The organism is Kyrpidia sp. (assembly GCF_023512215.1).
Lineage (GTDB): Bacteria > Bacillota > Bacilli > Kyrpidiales > Kyrpidiaceae > Kyrpidia > Kyrpidia spormannii.
Genome location: NZ_JAILZZ010000009.1, coordinates 20,772 through 35,197, shown reverse-complemented (window position 1 = coordinate 35,197; position 14,426 = coordinate 20,772). Strand labels below are relative to the sequence as shown.

The 14,426-nt window shown below is 59.5% G+C and carries 11 protein-coding genes and 2 riboswitches; of the genes, 1 reads left to right on the top strand and 10 read right to left on the bottom strand.

What is annotated here, in order from left to right; translation table 11 throughout:
* Window positions 1-147: 147 nt before the first annotated feature.
* The 4 genes from sdhB to metX form a co-directional block, all read right to left on the bottom strand.
* Window positions 148-897: a succinate dehydrogenase iron-sulfur subunit gene (gene sdhB, locus K6T64_RS05535; protein ID WP_170085191.1), complete on the bottom strand. Its 750-nt coding sequence runs from the start codon at window positions 895-897 to the stop codon at window positions 148-150.
* Window positions 894-2,654 (bottom strand): succinate dehydrogenase flavoprotein subunit, encoded by a 1,761-nt coding sequence (gene sdhA / locus K6T64_RS05530; RefSeq protein ID WP_288008923.1) that lies wholly within the window; start codon window positions 2,652-2,654, stop codon window positions 894-896. Before sdhA ends, sdhB begins: the two co-directional genes overlap by 4 nt.
* Window positions 2,655-2,667: 13 nt before the next feature.
* On the bottom strand, window positions 2,668-3,282 hold the full coding sequence (locus K6T64_RS05525; protein ID WP_288008920.1) for a succinate dehydrogenase cytochrome b558 subunit: 615 nt from the start codon (window positions 3,280-3,282) through the stop codon (window positions 2,668-2,670).
* Window positions 3,283-3,618: 336 nt separating this feature from the next.
* Window positions 3,619-4,770, bottom strand: a complete 1,152-nt coding sequence (gene metX / locus K6T64_RS05520; protein WP_288008917.1) for a homoserine O-acetyltransferase MetX — start codon at window positions 4,768-4,770, stop codon at window positions 3,619-3,621.
* Window positions 4,771-4,820: 50 nt separating this feature from the next.
* Window positions 4,821-4,931, bottom strand: a riboswitch (SAM riboswitch).
* A gap of 215 nt (window positions 4,932-5,146) precedes the next feature.
* Here metX and K6T64_RS05515 point away from each other — a divergent pair.
* Window positions 5,147-5,482 (top strand): DUF190 domain-containing protein, encoded by a 336-nt coding sequence (locus K6T64_RS05515; protein ID WP_288008914.1) that lies wholly within the window; start codon window positions 5,147-5,149, stop codon window positions 5,480-5,482.
* Window positions 5,483-5,498: 16 nt separating this feature from the next.
* Here K6T64_RS05515 and K6T64_RS05510 read toward each other — a convergent pair whose 3' ends face one another.
* The 6 genes from K6T64_RS05510 to K6T64_RS05485 form a co-directional block, all read right to left on the bottom strand.
* Window positions 5,499-6,746 (bottom strand): aspartate kinase, encoded by a 1,248-nt coding sequence (locus K6T64_RS05510; protein ID WP_288008913.1) that lies wholly within the window; start codon window positions 6,744-6,746, stop codon window positions 5,499-5,501.
* 127 nt (window positions 6,747-6,873) lie between these two features.
* Window positions 6,874-7,055, bottom strand: a riboswitch (Lysine riboswitch).
* A gap of 180 nt (window positions 7,056-7,235) precedes the next feature.
* Complete coding sequence (locus K6T64_RS05505) at window positions 7,236-7,865, bottom strand: acetate uptake transporter (RefSeq protein WP_288008911.1); 630 nt, start codon at window positions 7,863-7,865, stop codon at window positions 7,236-7,238.
* A gap of 80 nt (window positions 7,866-7,945) precedes the next feature.
* Complete coding sequence (gene acs / locus K6T64_RS05500; protein ID WP_288008910.1) at window positions 7,946-9,898, bottom strand: acetate--CoA ligase; 1,953 nt, start codon at window positions 9,896-9,898, stop codon at window positions 7,946-7,948.
* 237 nt (window positions 9,899-10,135) lie between these two features.
* A complete protein-coding gene (locus K6T64_RS05495) occupies window positions 10,136-11,005 on the bottom strand; it encodes a LytR/AlgR family response regulator transcription factor (RefSeq protein ID WP_288008909.1) in 870 nt (289 codons plus the stop codon).
* 6 nt (window positions 11,006-11,011) lie between these two features.
* Complete coding sequence (locus K6T64_RS05490) at window positions 11,012-12,829, bottom strand: histidine kinase (RefSeq protein ID WP_100667140.1); 1,818 nt, start codon at window positions 12,827-12,829, stop codon at window positions 11,012-11,014.
* Window positions 12,820-14,370, bottom strand: coding sequence for a solute symporter family protein (locus K6T64_RS05485; RefSeq protein ID WP_288008907.1), 1,551 nt, complete (start codon window positions 14,368-14,370; stop codon window positions 12,820-12,822). Before K6T64_RS05485 ends, K6T64_RS05490 begins: the two co-directional genes overlap by 10 nt.
* Window positions 14,371-14,426: the final 56 nt, after the last annotated feature.

Below are 14,426 nucleotides of genomic sequence, written 5' to 3'. Positions count from 1 at the left end.
CATGATCTTTCCGGGCCACCATATGCACGGGGTTGGGCGAATGAGCCAGTCCACCCCGTGGCCATCGACCGGGTACCCCTTTCCGCGAACAGAAAAAGACCCGGCTCCGATTGTGCCAGGGCCGGGTTGCATTCGAAATGCCCTCGATTACTTCTTCAACCAACTTCCGATGGCATAGCTGTTGACTTCCCGATTCACGGCCGCGATCGACGTGGTCAACGGGATCCCTTTCGGACAGACCTGGACACAGTTCTGGGCGTTGCCGCATTCGTGAATACCGCCCTCGCCCATCATCGCCTCCAGTCGTTCCTCCCGGTGCATTTTCCCAGTTGGATGGGTGTTGAACAGCCGCACTTGACTGATGGCAAAGGGACCCATGAACGAGGTTTTGTCATTCACGTTCGGACATGCTTCGACGCAACAGCCACAGGTGAAGCATTTAGACAACTCGTAAGCCCATTGCCGCTCCCGCTCAGGCATCCTGGGGCCGGGGCCCAGGTCATAAGTGCCGTCGATGGGAATCCAGGCTTTGATCTTTTTCAGAGCTTCAAACATGCGGCTTCGGTCGACCACCAAGTCTCGCACCACAGGGAAGGTGCGCATCGGCTGCAGACGGATCGGCTGCTCCAATTGGTCAACAAGGGCCGTACAGGCCTGGCGGGGTTTGCCGTTGATCACCATGGAACAGGCGCCGCACACCTCTTCCAGGCAATTGGATTCCCATACCACCGGGGATACCGGCTCCCCCTTGGCGTTAACGGGATTCCGCTGAATTTCCATTAGACAGGCGATGACGTTCATATTGGGCCGATAAGGAACCTCAAACTCCTCGTCATAGGGCTTACTGTCCGGGGTATCCTGCCGCTGTATGATGAGGCGGATCGTTTTCTCGCTCACGCCTTGGTCTCCTCCTTCTCCACGTCGTACTTCCGCGGCCTGGGCTTGATCAAGGATACATCCACCGGCTCGTATTCGAATACCGGGCCATCGGGCGTATACTTTGCCTTCGTGGTTTTAAGCCAGTTTTCGTCATCCCGGTTGGGAAACTCCGGTTTATAATGAGCCCCCCGGCTCTCGTTGCGGTTCAGGGCCCCCAGGGTGATCACCCGGGCCAACTGCAACATGTTCCACAACTGACGGGTAAAGGGCGCCATCATGTTTTCCCACCGGGATTTGTCCGCAACGCCGATGCGGTGCCACCGCTCCATCAGCTCTTGAATCTTTTCGTCCGTCTTTTTCAAACGGTCATTGTAGCGGACAATGGTCACATTGTCGGTCATCCACTGACCGAGTTCCCGATGCAGTTTGTAGGGATTCTCCGGCCCTTCCATGCGGAGGATCGACTCAAACCGTTCCTCTTGCTTTTTCCTTTCCGTCTCAAACAGACCGTCCGGCAGGTCATCGGCCGATTTTTTCACGCCCCGGATCCACTCCACCGCTTTGGGGCCCGCCACCATGCCGCCGTAGATACAGGACAAGAGAGAATTGGCCCCCAGGCGGTTCGCGCCGTGGTACTGGTACTCCGCTTCGCCAGCGGCAAAAAGACCGGGGATATTGGTCATCTGGTCATAATCCACCCACAAACCACCCATAGAATAATGCACCGCCGGGAAAATCCGCATCGGAACCTTCCGGGGATCGTCCCCTACGAATTTTTCATAGATCTCCAGGATCCCACCCAGTTTCACGTTGAGGACATCCGCCGGGATGTGGGATACATCGAGATAGACCATATTTTCCCCGTTGATCCCGAGCCCCAGGTCCACACACACGTGAAAGATCTCCCGGGTGGCGATATCCCGGGGTACGAGATTGCCGTAGGCCGGGTATTTTTCCTCGAGAAAATACCACGGTTTCCCGTCCTTGTAAGTCCACACCCGGCCGCCTTCGCCCCGGGCCGACTCGGACATTAGGCGCAGCTTGTCGTCCCCCGGAATCGCCGTGGGATGCACCTGCACAAACTCCCCGTTTGCAAAATACACGCCTTGCTGGTACAGCGCCGATCCCGCAGAACCCGTATTGATGATCGAATTGGTGCTCTTGCCGAAGATCAGCCCAAGCCCCCCGGTCGCCATCACCACGGCGTCGCTGCGAAAAGCGTGGATCTCCATGGAGCGCAAATCCTGGGCTATGATCCCCCGACATACGCCCTCATCGTCGATGACCGCCTGGAGAAATTCCCAGCCCTCATACTTCTGCACCAAGCCCGCCGCTTCGAAGCGCCGCACCTGTTCGTCCAAAGCGTAAAGCAGTTGCTGGCCTGTGGTGGCTCCCGCAAAAGCCGTGCGGTGATGTTTCGTTCCGCCAAACCGCCTGAAGTCGAGCAACCCTTCCGGTGTTCGATTGAACATGACCCCCATCCGGTCCATGAGGTAAATAATCCCGGGGGCCGCCTCGCACATCTTCAAGACCGGAGGCTGATTGGCGAGAAAATCGCCTCCATAAACCGTGTCGTCAAAATGTTCCCAGGGGGAGTCGCCCTCGCCTTTGGTGTTCACCGCCCCGTTGATGCCTCCCTGGGCGCACACCGAATGGGAACGCTTGACGGGGACCAGGGAAAACAAGTCCACCGGCACGCCCGCTTCCGCCACTTTAATCGTGGTCATAAGACCGGCCAAGCCGCCGCCGACGACGATCACTTTCTGCTGACCCATGCCCGATTCCTCCTCACGCCGCCCCGTGGGTGAATGCGACTAGTGCGCTGATGCCGACATAGCTCAAAACGAGGAAAAAGACTCCGAACACGTAAGCGAAAACCCGTTGGGAACGCGGCCCCACCGTGATGCCCCAGTGAATGCAAAACGACCACAAGCCATTACTGAGGTGAAATACCGCGGCGACCACACCGATCACCATGAACCAGAAGGTCACTGGATTGGCGACAATGCGATGGACGAGGTCAAAGCTGGGGGCATTCCCGCTGAACCGCGTTGTCCAGAGGTGGAAAACAATAAAAATGAAGGTGATCACTCCGGTTACGCGCTGGAGGACGAACATCCAATTCCGAAACCAGCCGTAGCGTCCCACGTTGTACCCGGAGGTAAAGGCCACATACAATCCGTACACCCCGTGGTACAAGAGGGGGATAAAAATGAAGATAAACTCAATCAACGTCAGAAACGGGAGATTCTGAATAAAGGCGACAGCGTCGTTAAACGCCTGGGGGCCGTTAATGGCGCTGGCATTTGTGAACAAATGCTCAATCAGGAAGAGACCCACCGGCACCACACCCGCCAAGGTATGTAGCCGCCGAAAAATAAACTCCCTCTTGTCCTGTGACACCGCAAATCGTTCCTCCTTCTGTTGGCCTCAAAACAGCATAAAAGGAAGGCAATCCTAGGTGATTGCCCGCTCACCCCGAACCCATATCGATAGCATGCCCGAAACGTCGTCGCCGCGGCTCAACGTACAAAGAAATTTTAAAGTTTCCCGGTGGGCATGTCAAGGAAACGAGGCCGTCCACGAAGGCGAACAGGAGGGGATCATCTGTGGATACAGGTCAGGGAATTCACGTTTTTCATATTGCGTTGCGGATACAACACCCCAGCACGAGACGTTGTACAGAAACGAAAGCCCCCGGATGGGGACGGGGGCGCCCGGTCGGGACGTGCACCTGGTTCACCCCTCCGGGGCATATACCGATCGTGCCGCCGGGTTCAGGAACTCGCTGAGGGCCGCAGACATCTGTTGAAATTCCACTAAAAATGCGTCGTGACCGTACACCGAGCGAATCTCGCGATACTCCACCCTTTTACCGGTCGCCGCAAGTCCTTCGGCGATTTCGATCTGTTCCGCAGCGGGATACAAGATATCCGAATCGATCCCGATGCAGAGAAATTCCGCCTCCGTCCGGGCATAGGCGGCGGCCACCCCGCCCCGGCCCCGGCCGATATCATGTAAGTCCATAGCCTTGATCAAGTATAGGTACGAATTGGCGTCAAACCGCCGCACCAGTTTTTCACCTTGGTATCGAAGATAACTTTCCACTTGAAATCTCGCCTCAAAATCCACCGGCCCGTCCTCTTCTTCCCGCCCTACCACGCTCCGGCCAAACCGGGCGTTATACAACTGGGGCCCGCGATAGGTGATCATGCCCACCATCCGGGCGAGGGCCAAACCCGCCGCAGGTTTTTCCCCATTATAGTAATCCCCGCCGTTCCACGCCGGGTCATTCATGATCGCCAAGCGCATGACGTCGTTGTACGCAATCGCCATGGCAGACAGTCGAGCACTGGTGGCGATGGGAATACACCGCTCAACCCGGTCGGGGTAGGTCACCGCCCATTCCAAGGCCTGCATCCCGCCCATGGAACCCCCGATCACCGCGTAGAGATGAGTGATGCCAAGCTTCTCCAGCCACAACCTCTGGGCTTCCACCATGTCCCGGATGGTAATGGGAGGGAATCGCAGACCCCACGGGCGCCCATCCGGACCCGGGGACGCCGGCCCCGTCGACCCCGCACACCCCCCGAGCACATTCGAACAGACGATATAAAAACGATCCGTATCCAGGACTCGTCCCGGACCGATCAGCCCGTCCCACCATCCGGGCTGCCCGTCCAAATTCCCGGCGTGCGCGTCTCCGGTCAGAGCGTGACACACCAGGATCGTTCGATCCCGGGCGTTCTCCGGGTCTCCATAAGCTTCGTAGGCGATGTCCACCTCGTCCAGGACCCGCCCGCTGTCCAGGGTTACGGGTCCGACTTTTACCACACCTTTGACCCCGAAGGCATGACCCATCGCCCTCACTCCCTTCCTGACACGCCACAACTGAAAAGCCCCCTCTGCGAGAAGAGGGGGCTTGCAAGGGCAGTGTCCACCTCTTATCTCTCAGGATCCACCCAGGTCCTGCAGGAATTGGCACCTCTCCGCCTTCTGGCGGTGGTTGCCGGGTTTCATCGGGCCAGTCCCTCCACCACTCTCGATAAGAGTTCTCCGAACGATTCAATTGTTGTTTGTAAGCTTTGAGGTTGAGTGTACCACGGGTCAAAATCGCCTGTCAACCTGGCGGAGAAGCCCCGGAGAAAATCTCCCGTAACCAAGCGATCCGCTGACAGCCCTGGGCGCCAGCCGTCAATGTCCGGCCTTGGCCGACATACATTACCATCGACATCTGCGCCCCGCGGGGCAGCTGGAGGGACCCGCCATGTGGGATGCCGAATCCCGCCTCCGGCTTCGGATCTACTGCACGGAACGCGACCGGATTCACGGTCGTCCGACGGCCCGGGTATTGATGGAGTTGGCCCGTTCCACAGGCCTGGCAGGCGCCACGCTATACCGTGGCTTGGAAGGATTCGGCCGTAGCGGCGTGCAGAGGAGCTGGCGTTATTTTGAAACCGAATCGGCTTTGCCGCTCATTGTTGAATTCGTGGATGAGGAATCGGTGATCCGGCGCTATCTGAACGCCTTAGACCACCTGTCCTTTCAGGGGTTTTTGACCATCGAGCGCGTGGAGCAAATCACCTGGAGCGGCCCCCGCTAACGAGGGCCGCATCGACTTATGCTTTGACCGGATTGACCTTCTCTTCAGCTGAGGCGGACAATTCGAAGGTCTGGTGCAACACTTGTACCGCTCGTTTGACATCCCTGGCGTCGACGACACAAGACACTTTGATCTCCGAGGTGCTGACCATCCGGATGGACAGCCCCGCTTCAATCAGCGCGTCGAACATCCGGGCCGCCACGCCGGGGTTGCTAATCATGCCTGCGCCGACGATGGAGATCTTTGCCAATTCTTCTTCCGCCACAATCTCTCCAGCTCCCAGCTCCACCCGCAGATCTTCCAATACCCGAAGGGTCACAGGAAGGTCGTCCCGACAGACAGTAAAGGAAATATCATGGACATCGTTATGCACGATGCTCTGAACGATAATGTCCACGTTCACGTTTTCCTCCGCCAGGGCGTGAAAAACTCTACCTAGACTATCCCGCCGATTGGGGACCCCCACCAGCGACACCTTGGCGACGTTGAGATCATGAGCAATGCCCCGGACCACCTGTCCTTGTTCCACGTTCGCATCCTCCTTCACCCATGTCCCGGGTCCGTCATGAAAACTGGAGCGCACCACCAAAGGCACCCGATACAATTTGGCATATTCCACTGCCCGGGGGTGCAGCACCACCGCGCCGAGGTTCGCCAACTCCAGCATCTCGTCATAGGAGATTTCCGGGATCTTGGCGGCTTCCTTGACAATACGGGGATCTGTCGTGTACACGCCGTCCACGTCCGTGTAGATCTCACAGACATCCGCCTTCAAAGCGGCCGCCAGGGCCACGGCGGTGGTGTCCGAGCCGCCCCGGCCCAACGTGGCGATCTCCCCATCGTCGGTCACGCCCTGAAAACCTGCCACCACAGCAACATGGCCGTCGCGAAGCAGGGCGTCGACACGATCGGGCCTCACCTCCAAGATCCGAGCCTTCCCGAATACCTGCTCTACCCGGAACCCGGCCTGGCCTCCGGTCAAAGACGTCGCCGGTACGCCGAGCCCTTGGAGAGCCATGGTCAACACGGCGATGGACACCTGCTCCCCGGTGCTCAGGAGCATGTCCAACTCCCGGGCTGGCGGCCGCTCATTCACCTGCTTGGCCAGGGCGATGAGATCATCGGTGGTATCGCCCATCGCCGAGACCACCACCGCCACCTGATGACCTTCGGCCCTGGTTTTCGCAACCCTTTGCGCCACCTTTACCATGCGCTCCGCCGTCGCCACGGAACTGCCCCCGAACTTCATCACGATTCGCGCCACATTTCTCTCCTCCTCGCCGCGTGCGCCGGCCCCGCCGGCGGCCGGCGGCGGAACAGACACAAAAAAACAGCCGTAGACAGGCCCGATCTACCGCTGTTCATACTCACACGGAATCGCAACCTCTCTCCCACGCAGTAGCACTCCACAAGGGAACCCCTTGTGACAGTCCCGGACCTTTTCGATCCGGGCCCAGCGCCGGCGCCTTGAGGGCCGCCGCCGACGCTTCGGCGAAATCCCCTTTCCCGGGCGGATCGTCGGCCCCTTCGCCTCCCCGCCGGTACTCTTGGACCTCGCGCCTCTACCCCCGTTCGGGCATCGAGAGTGCGTCATTGAGTTCGCCACAAAGTATATCATAGATTCCCGGATTGTGTATAGGCTTGAAAAGGCGGGCCCGGGTCCCGCCAAACCGGTCCCCAGACCCGCCCGATTCTCCCGGGCGATCGTCGATTCATCTCCCCTTCACCCCATGGGCGGCCGGGCGGCAGCCCGTCAGGCGCTGGCCGCGGGGGAACCCGGGGAAACCTGCCGCCCAGGAGGTTTTGCCCCCACCGACAAAACCGTCCGGCCGAAGGTGCTGTTGATGACTCCCGCCGCGGAGGTGTACCAGGCAACCACCGCCGTCAGAATCCCCAGCCATCCGCCGACATGGGTTGCCCCCACAGAACCGAAAGCGCCGACGGTCAGCAGGACAAAGGTGAGGAACAAGAGCGTAAACACGGTGATGAGCGCCTTGTTGGTTCGAAAAGACCCGATCCACATATAAAACGTGAAAATCGTCCAGGCGAGAAGGAAAAGTCCCAATGCGACACCTGCGTCGACCTTAAAATCCAGCACCCCTTTTAACTGTAGGTAGACAAAGGTCCCCAGGGACATCCAAAAAGCCCCGTAGGAAGAAAAGGCTGTCGCTCCAAAGGTGTTGCCCGTCCGAAACTCCCACATGCCGGCCAACAATTGCGCCAGTCCCCCATAAAACAACGCCAAGGGGAGAAACGTCCCGAGTACCGCTTCCGGGAATAGCCCGGCATTGATGGAACTGAGCACAAAAGTGGTCAGGGCAAAAGCCGCCAGCCCCAGCGGCCCCGGGTCCGAAATCCCCGTGATCTTCACTTCGCTCGCCATAGCATCATACCCCCTCTGTCATCTGTGACCAGCCGCGATCTCACCGGTCGCGGCGGTGTCCCCGCTGTGGCTTGAATATATTACTCTTCTTTTTCTGCGTAGCGCGCTTTCAAGTCTTCCATGACCCCGGGATCCGCCAAGGTTGTGGTGTCCCCCAATACGCGGCCCTCGGCCACATCCCGAAGAAGGCGCCGCATGATCTTGCCACTGCGGGTTTTCGGCAACTCCGGCGCAAACACGATCTCCTCGGGCCGGGCCAGTGCCCCGATCTTTTCGACGACATGTTGTTTCAGCTCATCGACCAAGGCGGGATCGGATTCTACCCCTTCTTTCAACGTTACAAAGGCGGTAATGGCCTGCCCCTTGATCTCATGAGCCCTTCCGATCACCGCCGCCTCGGCCACTGCGGGATGATCCACTAGGGCGCTTTCCGCCTCCATGGTCCCAATTCGGTGCCCGGATACGTTGATCACATCATCCATTCGACCGAGAACCCAGACATATCCATCTTCGTCCTTGTGGGCGCCGTCCCCGGACAAGTAAATACCGTCGAATTTCCCAAAATAGGTGTTTCGGAACCGCTCGTCATCTCCCCAGATCGTGCGCAGCATGGAGGGCCATGGCCGTTTGAGTACCAGGTAACCTCCCCGGCCCGGCTCCACCGGGTTCCCGTCTTCGTCCACCACATCCGCCTCAAAACCCGGCAAGGGCAATGTGGCGGAACCCGGCTTCGTCGCCGTCAGCCCCGGCAGGGGAGCGATGACGGCGCAACCCGTCTCAGTCTGCCACCAGGTGTCGACGATGGGGCAACGCCCGGCCCCGATGTGTTCGTGGTACCACATCCAAGCTTCGGGGTTGATGGGCTCTCCCACCGTCCCGAGCAGCCGGAGAGAGGACAAGTTTCGGCGTTTGGGATACTCTGGACCCCATTTCATGAAGGTCCGGATGGACGTCGGGGCCGTGTAGAAGATCGTGACGCCGTATTTTTCCACAATCGCCCAAAAGCGATCCCGATCTGGATAATCTGGAGCTCCCTCGTACATCACCACCGTGGCTCCAGCCGAGAGGGGACCGTACACCACGTAGGTGTGTCCCGTGACCCACCCGACATCGGCCGTGCAGAAAAAGATGTCCTCGTCCTTGAGGTCAAACACGCTTCTCATCGACGTGTTTGCGCCCACCAGGTACCCACCGGTGCTGTGCACAATGCCTTTGGGTTTCCCCGTCGTCCCCGACGTGTACAGGAGATAAAGAATGTCTTCGGCGCCCATGGTCTCGGCCGGGAACGGAGTCGTCGGCGATTTGGCCATCTCCTCCGCCCAGTCCTTGTCACGATCCGGCGCAAAGGCCGCTCCGGACGCCTCGCCCACCCGTTTGACCACCAACACCGTTTCCACGGGTGTCCCCTTGACCGCTTCATCGGCATTCGCTTTGAGAGGTACCACCCGGCCCCGGCGCCAACCGCCGTCCGCCGTGATCAAGATCTTGGACTCGGCGTCCATGATACGGTCCTTCAGACTTTGGGACGAAAAGCCCCCGAATACCACCGAATGAATCGCTCCGATCTTGGCGCAGGCCAACATGGCAATGGGCAACTCCGGAATCATCGGCAGGTAGATGGTCACCCGATCGCCCCGCCGAACGCCCAGGCGGGTCAGCATGTGGGCCGCCCGATCCACCTCCCGGCCCAGCATTTCGTACGTATACACCTTGGAGTCGCCGGGTTCCCCTTCCCACAAGATGGCGGCCTTGTTCTTGCGCGGGCCCAACCGATGCCGATCCACCGCGTTGTACGCCGCATTGAGCTGACCATCCGAGAACCACCGGGCGTGGGGCGGATCCCATTCCAAAACTTTGGTGAACGGGGTCACCCAATCCAAGTGACGGGCTTGTTCCGCCCAGTATCCCTCCGGATCCTGCCGGGCCCGGTCATACACGGTCGGATCCCGGAAGTTCGCCTGATTGCGGAACTCTTCCGACGGTTCAAACCGGCGTGTTTCTTTGAGCAGGCTATCGAACTCCTCTTGCTGCACCCTCCCCAGACCTCCTTCGTTGGTCCATCTTTCCCCCACCCTGACGTCACGGCACCGACCCCGGGGTGTGCGGGATTCCGCAACCGCTTGGGCATGCGGAATCTCCGCACAAGTGCGGTATAGGGGAACTAGTTTAATTTTAGCGCAAGATTCGGGACATTGGCGTACTTTTTGCGCGAAATGCACACCCGGGAGCCTAAAATGCCGCCGGGCTGGCCCGAATGTGGCGAAATCGTGTCAACTGGAACGTCTGCCGCCGAGTCGTTCGAACAACTCCTTTACGGCATTTCGGCTGACGGGAATCTTGGTGCGGGCCCGATCGTTGAGGATCACTGTATACGCACCGTTGAACCAAGGTTCAATGGCGGATACGTATTCCAGATTCACCAGATAGCTGCGGTGGGTCCGGAAAAAATTGAGTCCCGCCAATCGCTCTTCCAGTTCCGCCAGGGTCCATTTCGCACTCACCGTGAGCGAATCCGTATGAATTTCCACGGCTCGACCGTTGCGAACCGCATATTGAACCGCCCCCGGGTGCAGAACGACCGTTTTTTCTCCATCATCGACCAAAAGTTTGGGACGACGGAACCCTCCGCCTCCCGGAACCGCGGAGGTGAGTAGACCCTTGGCTGCCCCCTCCCCACCCCGCTCTTGACCGGCCGTATCCCCACCTGCCCGGACAATCCCCGGGACGGTCCCCGTGCCGACCGCATGGCCACCCCCATCCCGGCCCCGGAACGCAAGGCGCCGGCGGATCCGTTCCAAGGTCTCGCCCAGGCGTTCTTCATCATAAGGTTTGAGCAGATAATCCACGGCATCTAGCCCAAAAGCTTCTACCGCATACTGTTCATAAGCGGTGACAAACACCACCTGGGGGGCTCGACCCTTCCAAGACCCGTTCCGCCACCGACGGGCCGCCTCGATGCCAGACAAAGAGGGCATATGAATATCCAAAAACACCACATCGGGGTGGTATTGGTCCACTAGCTCCAGAAGTTCCGACCCATTCTCGGCACCCGGACACAAAGTTACGTCCGGGTGGCAGGACAACAAGTAGGTCAACTCCTCCCTGGCTACCCGTTCGTCCTCCGCCACCATCACCTTCATGCTGCCTCACCCTCTCGCTTCGAGTATCTGATCCGCCGAAGATTCCGCCGATGACGGCCTCCCTTCTCCCGCCTCTGCCCCGTTCCCTTGCGCGATCCGGGGTAATCGAAACCGAACTCGAAGCCCTCCTTCAAGAGCCTGGTCAAACTGAAGGGCCGCCCCGGGGCCTAACAATCCGATCAAACGTTGGTTCACATTGTACAGCCCGCCCCCCGTCCCGTCTTCCCGCTCAATGGGCATCACCCCCAACCGGGGAAGAAGAACGGGATCGACGCCGGTGCCGTTGTCCTGAACTTCAATGACAAGGTCCCCACCTTCCGCACGCACAAAAACACCCACCCTTCCCCGGACAGCCCTTGATCGAACCCCGTGTTTCACCGCATTTTCCACCAGGGGCTGTAACGTCAACGGAGGGATCTGCACCCCGTCCACCAGCGATTCGTCCACGTCGAGAAACACGGTCAATTGGTCGGCGAACCGAGCTTTGACGATTTCTAAATAAGCCCGGAGGTGTTGCAGTTCCTGGGCGAGGGGAATCAGCGGATACCGTGCGGCCCTCAGGTTCATGCGGACAAAATTCCCCAATTGCACGACGATATGCCGGGCAAGGGGAGGGTTGACGCGGATGAGCCCACCGATCAGATTCAGGGTGTTGAACAGAAAATGGGGTTCGATTTGAGCCTGCAAGTGGCGCAATTGCGACTGGCGAAGCAATTCTCGCATCTCCTCGGCAAAAATGGCATCCAGTTGATGAGAAATGAGCCGACCCAACCCCTCCGCCAGGGCGATGTCCGCCGCCCTTAGCTGCTGGGGATGCCGGAACATCAGATTCACCAGGCCGATCGTTTCCCCAGATCGGCGAAGGGGCACCATAATCGCCGCCGCCAAGGGACAAGAGGGCTGGGAACACCCGAGGGCCGCTCGGTTCGGAGCCACCTGAATCGTCCCGGTCCGGAGGGCCGCCGAGCCGGCTTCGGTGCGAATGCCCGTGCCCGGTCCGTGGTGGTCCCGTCCCAATCCCTCATGGGCCAGCACCTTCTCCCGGTCGGTCAGAGAGACCGCCGCCACGTCGAGCTCATGAAGCAAAAACCGGGCAATGACCTCGGCGGTGTCATAACTCAGGCCCCGCCGAAGTTGTGGAAGGGTCTGCTCCGCCACCCGAAGAGCTTTCTCCGTCTGAAGGGCTGCCCCCTGCTCATACTCGTGCACCGCCACCCGGACAATCGCCGTAAACACCCCGATGGCCACGCTGTTGGTCAGGGTGAGGGGCAAACCCACATCGCTGACCAGCTGGATGGTCTCGGGGCCCGGCCGCCAAATCAACAACAGCGCCATGTGAAGAACGGGAAAAAACATGCCGATAAAGAATGCCTTTTCCGGGGCGATGACCCGTTCATCGGAGAAAAACCTCGCCGTCATTCCTGATAATACCCCGGCCAAAGGATACAACATCACGTCTGCCCCGTGTGCCCATCCGCCGATTTGGGCGACAAAGAGCGCAACCAACAACCCAGACAGACCGCCGACCCGAATGCCGCCCAGAAGTCCTGCGATCACCACCGCCACGAGCCCCGGCCCCAAGAGTTCCTGGTCCGGGCCCAGGTGCCAGATCCACCCGTGTTCCGTTACCCTGCCGCCATGGAGGAGAATGCCGCCCTCCACCCCTGCCACCGCAAGGACTGCGAACAACAGGGCATGGGCCGTGTAGCCGAAGGGACTCCAGCGCCGTTCCAATAGCCTGCGAAATGCTGGCGTACGGCTCACGAGAAACCCTGCCACCAAAAGCAGGCTGGTTCGTGACAACAATGAGAAGGTCAGGCCCACGACCCCTCACCCCCCGACGCAGTGCCTGTCGTTTCCCCTTGCCGCACGTGTCCGCGGAGAACTTCAAAACGCGTGGGGTCCGGCCGATCGCCCCCGAACCACGTTCCAATGACAGCGGCCAAAAAGCCGATGGGGATGGCCACAATCCCGGGTTCATCCAAGTGAATCTTTTCTAAAAACGGTAGCGTGACAGGAAGAAACCCTGCCGGGCTGAAAAACACCAAAGTCAAGGAAGCCACGAGCCCCGCCACGACTCCAATCATGGCGCCCCGTTCCGTAAACCGCCGCCAGAACAATGTAAAGAACAGAAGCGGGAGGTTCGTCGCCGCGGCGACGACAAAAACCAAGGACACCGGGGTTGCCACGTTGACCCGGCCCATGCCCAGGGAGATCGCCACCGCACCGAGACCCAGGACGAGCGCCGCAAACTTCGCCACCCGCAATTGTTCCCGATCTGAGGATCGACCGCCCCGGTACAGCTTATGATAGAGATCGTGAGAGACCGCCGTGGTGGCAGCCAGGAGCAGCCCCGTCACCACGGCAAGAATGGTGGCAAAGGCCACGGCCGACAGAAACGCCGTGAAAAAGTCTCCCCCCACTGCTTGGGCCACCGCTAACGCCGTAAAATTCCCCGTAGGATCGAGTCCTCGGATCGCCGCTCCGCCCACGAGGGCCAAAGCGCCAAGTCCGAGTACCACCGTCAATACATAAAACGCGCCGATCACCGAGGTCGCGGTCCATAGGGTGGCCCTCACCGCAGACTCGTTCGGCACCGTAAAAAATCGCATCAGGATGTGAGGGAGCCCCGCCGTTCCGAGAAAAAGGGACAAGAACAGAGACACTTCGTTGAGGGGATTTTCCAGCAGGTTCCCTGGGGCGAACAATCCACTCCCCCACGGACTGTGCTCCTTAGCCGCGGCGACCAGCCGACCAAAGTCCCAATGAAACGACGATAATACCATCAGGGCGACCAAAAAGGTGCCCGTCACCAGCAGCCCAGCCTTGATGATTTGAACCCATGAGGTGGACACCATGCCCCCGAAAATCACATACATCGTCATCAATATCCCCGTAGCCGCCACGGCAACGGGATAAGGCACATCCAGCAACAAATGCATCAGCCAACCCGCCGCAACCAACTGCGGAACCAGATACAGGGTTGAGATCAGGACCGTATCCACCGCCACCAACCCCCGCATTCGCCGGGACGGAAATCGGGCACACACCACATCCGCCAGGGTATAGCGACCCAGCCGTCTCACCGGTTCCGCCACCGCGAACAACAGGGCGTATGAACTCCAAAATCCCGCCGCATAAAGGAGACCGTCGAATCCGTGCAAGGCGATGGCCCCGGTCACGCCCAAAAAAGACGCGGCGCTCATAAAATCGCCAGCCATGGCCAGCCCGTTCTGCACTCCTCCTAAACTCCCGGAAAATCGATAGAATTGGGGGAGGGTCCGCCCCCTCTGGGCGGCCCAGTAGCTAATCAACAAGGTACCCGCCAGAACCGCGATAAAAAACACAATATACACAGGCTTCATCTGCCGGCGGCCCCCCAGATGGTTCGTATATCGAAACAGTCAACACCGACGCGGAC